The organism is Bacillus sp. SIMBA_026 (genome assembly GCF_046535335.1).
Lineage (GTDB): Bacteria > Bacillota > Bacilli > Bacillales > Bacillaceae > Bacillus > Bacillus velezensis.
Genome location: NZ_JAWRWX010000196.1, coordinates 1 through 269, shown reverse-complemented (window position 1 = coordinate 269; position 269 = coordinate 1). Strand labels below are relative to the sequence as shown.

At 68.8% G+C, this 269-nt stretch carries 1 protein-coding gene; it reads left to right on the top strand.

From position 1 onward, the window contains the following. On the top strand, positions 1-269 hold a 269-nt coding region (locus SB847_RS21175), incomplete at both ends, for a hypothetical protein (protein WP_410578596.1).

Here is a 269-nt window from a genome sequence, read left to right as displayed (position 1 = left end):
ATGATGGCGATGCTCCCGCTGCTTGGACTGGCGCTGAACGGGACATCGTCCGTGCTCTACGGCGTCGTGCCGGAGCTGGCCGGGGTCGGCAAGCGCGAGCAGGCGTTTGCCCTGTTCTATACGGGCACGATCGGCGGCGGCGCGCTGTCGCCGGTTCTGTTCGGCCGTCTGGGTGACATCGCGGGCGTCCCGACCGCGCTGGTCGCGCTGGCCGCGGTCCTGCTGCTGACACTGCCGTTATCGTGGTACGTGCAGAAGGGCCTGGAAGC